Raw genomic sequence first — 8747 nt, 5'->3', positions numbered from 1 at the left:
CTTATGCGGGGGGGGGGGGGGGGGGGGGGGGGGGGGGGGGGGGGGGGGGGGGGGGGGCGGTGGGGGGGGGGGGCGGTGGCTCCCGCCACGCCCCCCGTCTCTGTTCAGGTGGTTAGTGCTTGTTGTCCTGCTCCGGGTGGGCGAAGTTGAGGTGCTCCGGAGGCAGCGGGAAGGTCACGTCGTCGCCGAACGGCGACGGCGCGGCGGCCCGGTCGAAGGTGAGTTCGGTCAGCGGCAGCTTGCCCCGGTCGTCGACCGCCGGAGCGGTCGGGTGGGGCACCTCCCGGTGCCAGTTGACGCCGCTCTGCGCCTGCGCCTCAGCCCGCGAATCGTGGGAGCCACCCGCGTGCGAGTGCACCCCACCCCGGGCGGAGCCCGGCGTCGCCGAGCCCTGACGGGCGGTGGTCACGCTGGTCTGGGGCGTCTCGCCCCGACGGAAGATCTTGCTACCAAGCCACACAAGGGGATCGTACCTGCGGTCGACGACCCGTTCCTTCATGGGGATGATCCCGTTGTCAGTGATCTTGATGTGCTCGGGGCAGACCTCGGTACAGCACTTGGTGATGTTGCAGAAGCCGAGGCCCTGTTCGGCCTGCGCGTACTCCTTGCGGTCGGTCCGGGCGTCCAGCGGGTGCATGTCCAGCTCGGCCGCCCGGATGAAGTACCGCGGGCCGGAGAACGCCTGCTTGTTCTCCTCGTGATCGCGGATCACGTGGCAGACCGTCTGGCACAGGAAGCACTCGATGCACTTGCGGAACTCCTGCGAGCGCTCCACGTCGACCTGCTGCATCCGGTAGTCACCCGGGGCCACGTCCGCCGGAGGAGCGAACGCCGGGGTCTCCCGAGCCTTCTCGTAGTTGAACGAGACGTCGGTGACCAGGTCCCGGATGATCGGGAAGGTGCGCAGCGGGGTGACAGTGACGGTCTCGTCGTCGCCGAAGGTCGACATCCGCGTCATGCAACCCAGCCGCGGCTTGCCGTTGATCTCCATGGAGCAGGAGCCGCACTTGCCGGCCTTGCAGTTCCACCGGCAGGCCAGGTCGGGCGCGTCGGTGGCCTGCAGGCGGTGGATGACGTCGAGGACGACCTCGCCCTCGTTCACCTCCACCATGTAGTCCTGGAGGTCACCGCCGCTCTCGTCGCCCCGCCAGATCCGGAACTGACGCTTCCCGCTCATCGGTTGTCCGCCTCTCCAGCGTCGGCAACGAGGGCGTCGAAGTCGGCGATCTCCTCGTCGGTGAGGTACTTGGCCAGCTCGGCCCGGTCGAAGAGGCCGATCAGCTCCGGCCGCATCTTCGGCAGCGGCTTGCGGGTCAGCTGCACTGTGTCGCCGTCCAGCGCGCAGACCAGGTTGACCTGCCGCCACTTCGGCTCCATCGCCGGGTAGTCCTCCCGGGTGTGCCCGCCGCGCGACTCCTGCCGCTCCAGCGCCGCCTTCGCCGTGCACTCCGAGACCACCAGCATGTTGCGCAGGTCCAGCGCGAGGTGCCAGCCCGGGTTGTAGCGTCGGCCGCCGGCCGCGCTCACCTTGGCCACCCGCTCACGCAGCTCGGCGAGCCGGACCAGCGCGTCGGCCAGCTCACCCTCCCGTCGGATGATGCCCACCAGGTCACCCATGACCGCCTGGAGGTCCTGCTGAAGGGTGTACGGGTTCTCGCCGGTGTCCCGTTGCAGCGGCGCGAGGGCGGTCTCCACGGCCGCCTCGACCTCGTTCACCGCCACCTTCGGCCGGGCGGTCAGCCCGTCGGCGTAGCTGGCCGCGTGCCCGCCCGCCCGCTTGCCGAAGACCAGCAGGTCGGACAGGGAGTTACCACCGAGTCGGTTGGAGCCGTGCATGCCACCGGACACCTCACCGGCGGCGAACAGCCCGCGTACGTGGCCGAAGGCGGCACCCGAATCCGGGTCGACCTCGACGCCGCCCATCACGTAGTGGCAGGTCGGCCCGACCTCCATCGGCTCGGCCGTGATGTCGACGTCGGCCAGCTCCTTGAACTGGTGGTACATCGACGGCAGCCGGCGGCGGATCTCGTCGGCCGAACGTCGGCTCGCGATGTCCAGGAAGACGCCACCGGCGGGGGAACCCCGGCCGGCCTTGACCTCGCTGTTGATGGCGCGGGCCACCTCGTCGCGGGGCAGCAGCTCCGGCGGGCGTCGGTTGTTGTCCGGGTCGGTGTACCAGCGGTCCGCCTCCTCCTCGGTCTCCGCGTACTGCTTGCGGAAGACGTCGGGGACGTAGTCGAACATGAACCGCTTGCCGTCGGAGTTCTTCAGGACGCCACCGTCACCACGCACCGACTCGGTGACCAGGATGCCCTTCACCGAGGGCGGCCAGACCATGCCGGTCGGGTGGAACTGGAGGAACTCCATGTTGATCAGCGTCGCCCCGGCGCGCAGCGCCAACGCGTGCCCGTCCCCGGTGTACTCCCAGGAGTTCGAGGTGACCTTGTAGGAGCGTCCGACGCCGCCGGTGGCCAACACGACCGCCGGCGCCTCGAAGAGGATGAACTCGCCCGACTCGCGGTAGTAGCCGAACGCGCCGGCCACCCGGTCACCGTCGAGCAGCAGCTCGGTGATGGTCGTCTCGGAGAACACCCTGATCCGGGCGTCATACGAGCCGAACTCCCGCTGGTCCTCCTGCTGCAGCGAGACGATCTTCTGCTGGAGGGTGCGGATCAGCTCCAGGCCGGTCCGGTCGCCCACGTGCGCCAGGCGCGGGTACTCGTGGCCACCAAAGTTGCGCTGCGAGATCTTGCCGTCCTTGGTGCGGTCGAAGAGCGCACCGTACGTCTCCAGCTCCCAGATCCGCTGCGGCGACTCCTTCGCGTGCAGCTCGGCCATCCGGAAGTTGTTGAGGAACTTGCCGCCGCGCATGGTGTCGCGGAAGTGCACCTGCCAGTTGTCCCGGCTGTTCACATTGCCCATCGCGGCGGCCGCGCCGCCCTCGGCCATCACCGTGTGCGCCTTGCCGAACAGCGACTTGGAGATGATCGCGGTCTTCTTGCCGGCCAGCCGGGCCTCGATCGCCGCGCGCAGACCGGCGCCGCCGGCCCCGATGACGACGACGTCGTAGTGGTGTCGTTCGATGCGAGTGGTTGTGGTCATGTCAGGGGCCCTTTAGTTGATGAACCGCAGGTCGGAGAACCAGCCGGCCGCGAGCGCCATGATGTAGAAATCGGCCAGCGCCAGGGTGCCGAGGGTGATCCAGGCGAGCTGCATGTGCCGGACGTTCAACGCCGAGACGAACGTCCAGGCCTTGTACCGCACCGGGTGCTTGGAGAAGTGCTTGAGCCGGCCGCCGATGATGTGCCGGCAGGAGTGGCAGGAAATCGTGTACGCCCAGAGCATCACCACGTTGAGCAGCAGGATGATGTTGCCCAGCCCGAAGCCGAAGCCCTTCGGCGAGTGGAAGGCGAGAATCGCGTCCCAGGTGTTGATCAGCGAGATGATCGCGGCGGCGTAGAAGAAGTAGCGGTGCAGGTTCTGCCCGAGCAACGGGAAACGGGTCTCACCGCCGTACTCCTTGTGCCCGTCCGGGACGGCGCAGGCCGGCGGCGACAGCCAGAACGACCGGTAGTACGCCTTGCGGTAGTAGTAGCAGGTGAGCCGGAACAGCAGCAGGAACGGCAGGGTCAGCGCGGCGTCCGGGATGATCCACCAGCCGGGCAGGAACCGGCCGAAGTGCGAGGCTTCCTCGACACACCGGTCGGTCACGCACGGGGAGTAGAACGGGGTCAGGTAGTGGAACTGGTCCACCCAGTACCACTTGTGCATGAAGACCCGGACGGTCGCGTACGCGACCCAGGCGCTGAGCCCGATCACGGTGATCAGCGGGGCGAACCACCATCGGTCGGTACGCAACGTCTTCGCCGCGATGGCGGCGCGCGCCCGCGCCCCCCTCGGCCTCGTTGCCGTTGAAGTCATTCGAGTCGTCTCCTCGACGGGCCCGTACGGGCGGGCTGGTCTCTCTCCGGTCGGCACGCGGACCGGCGAACCCGCACCCGCTGCCACGTCATGCGCACACCAACGACCACGCCGGATCGACCGACGCAGCTAAGTGACACACGTTACGCCGATCTCCGCGAGCCGTCCGCGCAAGGGAGTGGTCCGTGTGTCTGGCCTGCGGAAAAGCCCTCGACGCGCCGGTTTGGCGCCCCCGGTCGAGAACGTCAGCCGGAGGCTCCTCCGGTGAAGTGCCAGGACGCCAGCCGCAGCGACGGCGCCGCCCACCAGGCACCGTCCACCCGGTCCGGTTGGCGCACCGCTCGCGCCCCCAGCCCGAGCACCGCCCCCGGCCCGAGCGCCCGCGGGTACGACTCGGTGAACCGCAGGTCACGGACCGCCCGAACGACAGTGCCGTCCTCGATCAGCCAGACGCCGTTGCGGGTCAACCCGGTGACGACGAGGCTCTTCGGGTCGAGCACCCGGGTGTACCAGAGGTCGGTGACCAGCAGCCCTCGGCGTACGCCGGCCACCAACGCGGCGGTGTCCGCGTCGACGACAGCCCCGGCCGCCGCGCCGGTGGTGCTCCGGCCCACCGCACTGGCCGGACCCGCCACCGCGCCGGTGAGCCGCAGGTTGCGCGGCATCGGGCCCCAGGTGGCACCGCCCGCGACCGCGTGCCCGGTGGACTCCACGCCCGCCTCGGCGGCGGTGCGGCGATCGTGCGCCACCGCGCGGGTGGTGCCCGCCTCGACCAGCGTCAGCGCCCGTCGGCCGATGCCCTCCGCGTCGAAGGGCAACCCGGACCCGCCCAGCGGGTCGTCCACCACTGTCACCGCCCGGTCGAACTGGGCGGCGCCCGGCTCGGCGAACGACTGCCGCTCGGCGTACCGCTTGCCGTTGAAGCCGTAGAAGGACAGGTTCTGCAGGAGGTCCGCCACGGCGGCCGGCTCGAACACCACCTCGTAGTGCCCCGGCGGCAGCTCGACCGGCTCGGCCGCCGCCTGCGCCTTGGCGGCCGCCTGCGCGCCCAACTCGGCGCCGTCGAGGTCGGACAGCCGGTCGGCGCTGCGCCGGGCCACCCCGTCCGCGCCATCGCGGCGGGCGATGCCGTCCATCGCCGCCTCCACCGAGCGCCCGTACGCCGAGTGCCCGGCCGAGTTGGCGAACGCCGACGAGCGGTGCGCGGTGCGGCAGTAACCGGCGGTGCTCAGGCCCCCGGCGGCGGCCACGAACGCCCCCACCCGATCGGCCCGCTGATCCGGCTCGGCGTGCGCGGTGGCCTCGTCGATGGGCGGCGCGTCCGGCGTGGGCATGGGCGGGGCCAGCCCCGGCCAACCCGCGTCGGGCGGGCAGAGCCGCGCCGCGGCCAGGGTGCGCTCCACCAGAGCGGACAACCCGTCGGCGGTGACCACGCTGCCGCCACCGGCAGCCGTCCGACCGTCGACGTGCACCCGCAGCCGGACCCCGACGGTCGACTCGGAGACGTTCTGGTGGATGCCCGAGTTGGCGAACCGGGTCAGCGCCAGGTCCGCCCGCGTCACCACCGCCTCGGCCTGCGCGGCCGGCCCGCCAAGACGCCGAACCAGCTCCACGACCTGCCCCGCCAGCTCGACCTCGCTCCTCGCGCTCACGCTGCGCCGCCTTTCGTTCGCGACTGCGGGGCTCGCAAGCCCGGCTCGCTCCTCGCGCTCACGCTGACACCCCGACGCGGACGTTGCGGAACCGGGCCGGCGCGGCCGGGTGGCCGGTGTGCCCGACCTGGCCGGGTTGGCCCTTGCCGCAGTTGGGCGTCCCCCAGGAGACCGTCTCGCTGGAGAGCATGTCCATCGAACGCCAGAACAGCGGGCCGATCCCGGTGTACGTGGGGTTGCGCAGCATCCGCCCCCGCCGCCCCTTCTTGATCTCCCAGCCGACCTCGCAGCCGAACTGGAAGTTGAGCCGCTTGTCATCGATCGACCAGGACCGGTTGAGGTCCATCAACACGCCGTCGTCGGTGGCCGCGATGATCTCCTCCAGTGTGTGCGGGCCGGGTTCCAGGCCGACGTTCGTCATCCGCACCATCGGCAGCCTGGCCCACCCGTCGGCCCGTACGCTGCCGCCGTAGTCCAGGCTGGCCATCGCGGCGGAATCCCGGCCGGCGAGCACACCCACCCAGCGACCGTCGCGGACCGCGTCCCGCTTGACCGCCGGGGAGCCCTCGTCGTCGAAACCGAAGCTGCCCAGCGCCCCCGGGATCGTCGGGTCGATGGTGATGTTCATCAGCTCCGAGCCGTAACGCAGCGAGCCGAGTTGGGCCAGGTCCAGCCAGGACGTGCCGGCGAACGCCGCCTCCCAGCCGAGGATCCGGTCCAGTTCGATGGCGTGCCCGACCGACTCGTGGATCTGCAGGGCCATCTGCTCGCCGCCGAGGATCAGATCCGTCTCGCCGGCGGGGCAGAGCGGCGCGGTGAGCAGCGCCCGGGACTCCTCGGCGATCTGAGCGGCGTGCGCGGCCAGATCCAGCGACTCGACCAGCTCCCACCCTGTGGTGCCGTACTGGCCGCGGTAGCTCGGCCAGGACCGGCGCTGCGTCTCTCCGTCACCGATCGAGGTGGCGGAGATGCCACCGCCGCACTCGCGGATCCGCTGGTCGATCCGGTGGCCCTCACTGGAGACGAACCACTTCGCGGTGTCCCAGATCTGATACAGGCCCTCGGCCAGGTCCGCGCCGTGCTCGGCCATCGTGCGGGTCGCGTCGACAAGCAGATCGCCCTTATTTGACAGGGGCACCCCGAGCGGGTCGATCTGGCAGCCGGAGACCCAGCTCGCGGTTGCTGCCTGGACCGGAACCAGGTCGACCGAGGGGCCCGGCACCCGCGCGCTCGCCATGGCGGTCCGCGTCGCGCGCCGGCCGGCGTCGCGGGCGGCGGCGTCCGACAGATCGGGTACGGCGTGGAAGCCCCAACTCGCCCCGACCAACGCTCGGACCCCGAGCCCGATGCTCTCGTCCTGGGTCAGCTCCTCCACGTCACCGTTGCGCGCGGTCATGGACTCGTAGCGGCGGTGCATCACCCGGGCGTCGGCGTACCGGGCGCCCGCGTCGAGGGCGGCCTGGACGGCGGCGGTGGCCGCGTCGAACTCGGTCATGGACCGACCCTAGGCCAGCCGACCGACACCCGTCAGGCCAGCAGATCCTCCGGCCGAATGGTGCCCCACACCGGATCCGTCGCCCCGCCGCTTCGGAACCACAAGATCGCGCACCATCCTGGTTGTAGTGGTGTCGGCGCGTCGGCGATGCCACTAGATCCTGGTTCGAGCGTGACCTTGGCGGCGGTGGGCGCACCAAACCCCACTCCTACTCTCCGGGGCGGTGTTCGTCGTCAAGATCCGCGCAATATCGGAGACGTTGCTGTCTCCTCGCGTGTCGGAGGCAGCAACATCGGGGAAGTTGCGGAGATCTTGGCGCGGTGCGCGGTGCGCGGTGCGCGGTGCGCGGTGCGCGGTGCGCGGTGCGCGACATGAACGGGCGTGGATGGCGAGGTGACGGGGGTGCGCCGCCGATGCCGACTCGTTACGCTCGGGCCCGCTGACACGTGCCGGCTTTGTAGCTTATTTTCACCCTCGGGACTTTGCTGTAAGTTCTCTTCGTCACTGAGGGAGGTGGCCGTGGACAGCTCGGAACCCTCGCCGTCCGGGGACCCGGACGACCGTCCCGCCGTGCCGGCACAGCGCTCCGACCAGGATGCCTACCTGCGGGTGCGTGATCTGCGGGTCCGGTTCGACACCGAGGACGGCGTGGTGCGCGCTGTCGACGGGGTGTCCTTCGCCGTTGAGCGGGGCCGCACCCTGGGCATCGTCGGTGAGTCTGGCTCCGGCAAGAGCGTCACCTCGCTGGCGATTCTCGGCCTGCACGATCCGAAACGGACCACCGTCAGCGGGGAGATCTCCGTGGGTGGCCGGCAGGTGGTCGGCCTCGCGGACGATGAGGTACGCCGACTGCGTGGCCGGGACATGGCGATGATCTTCCAGGATCCACTGTCGGCGCTGCACCCGTACTACACGGTGGGCCGGCAGATCGCCGAGGCGTACCGGGTGCACCACCCGAAGGCCAACCGGCGCGAGGCCCGTCAGCGGGCGGTCGACATGCTGGACCGGGTCGGCATTCCGCAGCCGGCGCGCCGCTTCGACCAGTACCCGCACGAATTCTCCGGCGGCATGCGCCAGCGGGCGATGATCGCGATGTCCCTGGTCAACGACCCGGCGCTGCTGATCGCCGACGAGCCGACCACCGCGTTGGACGTCACGGTGCAGGCGCAGATCCTGGACCTGCTCGCCGACCTGCAAGCCGAGTTCCACTCCGCGATCATCCTGATCACCCACGACCTCGGCGTGGTCGGCCAGGTCGCCGACGACGTGCTGGTCATGTACGGCGGGCGGGCCGTCGAGCGGGGCAGCGTCGAGCAGGTGCTCCGTGCGCCGCAGCACCCGTACACCTGGGGGTTGCTCTCCAGCGTGCCGTCGCTGCACGGCGACGCGGACGCGGACCTGGTGCCGATTCCCGGCAACCCGCCCAGCCTGATCAACCTGCCGTCGGGCTGCGCGTTCCACCCCCGCTGCCGGTACGCGGACCGCCCCGGCAGCCGCTCCCGCACGGAGGTGCCCGAGCTGCGCGCCGCCGGGGCTGATGGCCACCTGGTCGCCTGTCACCTGAGCGCCGAGGAGCGGGCCACGTTCTACGCCGAGGACGTCGCACGAGTGGGGGTGGCTGTGTGAGGGCGAGGAACGCAGCGCAGCGGAGTACCGCAGTCCCGAACGGAGGACCGTGG

Annotated in this window: 6 protein-coding genes; 1 reads left to right on the top strand and 5 read right to left on the bottom strand. The window is 70.7% G+C overall.

Translation table 11 applies throughout. The annotated features are described in order from the left end of the window. Positions 1 to 112: 112 nt before the first annotated feature. The 5 genes from AB0C19_RS21875 to AB0C19_RS21855 all read right to left on the bottom strand — a co-directional run bounded on the left by AB0C19_RS21875 (position 113) and on the right by AB0C19_RS21855 (position 7068). Complete coding sequence (locus AB0C19_RS21875) at positions 113 to 1177, bottom strand: succinate dehydrogenase/fumarate reductase iron-sulfur subunit (RefSeq protein ID WP_238687710.1); 1065 nt, start codon at positions 1175 to 1177, stop codon at positions 113 to 115. Further along, the gene (locus AB0C19_RS21870; protein ID WP_238687709.1) at positions 1174 to 3102 is read right to left on the bottom strand and encodes a fumarate reductase/succinate dehydrogenase flavoprotein subunit; all 1929 of its coding nucleotides are present in this window, start codon (positions 3100 to 3102) and stop codon (positions 1174 to 1176) included. Before AB0C19_RS21870 ends, AB0C19_RS21875 begins: the two co-directional genes overlap by 4 nt. Before the next feature lie 12 nt (positions 3103 to 3114). Beyond that, the gene (locus AB0C19_RS21865) at positions 3115 to 3921 is read right to left on the bottom strand and encodes a hypothetical protein (RefSeq protein ID WP_112583731.1); all 807 of its coding nucleotides are present in this window, start codon (positions 3919 to 3921) and stop codon (positions 3115 to 3117) included. 245 nt (positions 3922 to 4166) lie between these two features. Continuing rightward, a complete protein-coding gene (locus AB0C19_RS21860; protein WP_357188064.1) occupies positions 4167 to 5573 on the bottom strand; it encodes a metallopeptidase TldD-related protein in 1407 nt (468 codons plus the stop codon). A 58-nt stretch (positions 5574 to 5631) separates the two neighbouring features. After that, positions 5632 to 7068: a TldD/PmbA family protein gene (locus AB0C19_RS21855; RefSeq protein ID WP_357188062.1), complete on the bottom strand. Its 1437-nt coding sequence runs from the start codon at positions 7066 to 7068 to the stop codon at positions 5632 to 5634. Positions 7069 to 7638: 570 nt separating this feature from the next. Here AB0C19_RS21855 and AB0C19_RS21850 point away from each other — a divergent pair. After that, positions 7639 to 8694, top strand: coding sequence for an ABC transporter ATP-binding protein (locus tag AB0C19_RS21850; RefSeq protein WP_357188075.1), 1056 nt, complete (start codon positions 7639 to 7641; stop codon positions 8692 to 8694). Positions 8695 to 8747: the final 53 nt, after the last annotated feature.

Origin of the sequence: Micromonospora sp. NPDC048842, from assembly GCF_040649935.1 — a bacterium.
Taxonomy (GTDB): domain Bacteria; phylum Actinomycetota; class Actinomycetes; order Mycobacteriales; family Micromonosporaceae; genus Micromonospora; species Micromonospora hortensis.
The sequence above is the reverse complement of the archived record's forward strand: the minus strand, read 5'-3'. Positions and strand labels throughout refer to the sequence as shown.

What these genes read in the sequence shown, in the direction of transcription:
- AB0C19_RS21875 (WP_238687710.1), bottom strand. Translation starts at nt 1,177, where the DNA reads ATGAGCGGGAAGCGTCAGTTCCGGATCTGGCGGGGCGACGAGAGCGGC.
- AB0C19_RS21870 (WP_238687709.1), bottom strand. Translation starts at nt 3,102, where the DNA reads ATGACCACAACCACTCGCATCGAACGACACCACTACGACGTCGTCGTC.
- AB0C19_RS21865 (WP_112583731.1), bottom strand. Translation starts at nt 3,921, where the DNA reads ATGACTTCAACGGCAACGAGGCCGAGGGGGGCGCGGGCGCGCGCCGCC.
- AB0C19_RS21855 (WP_357188062.1), bottom strand. Translation starts at nt 7,068, where the DNA reads ATGACCGAGTTCGACGCGGCCACCGCCGCCGTCCAGGCCGCCCTCGAC.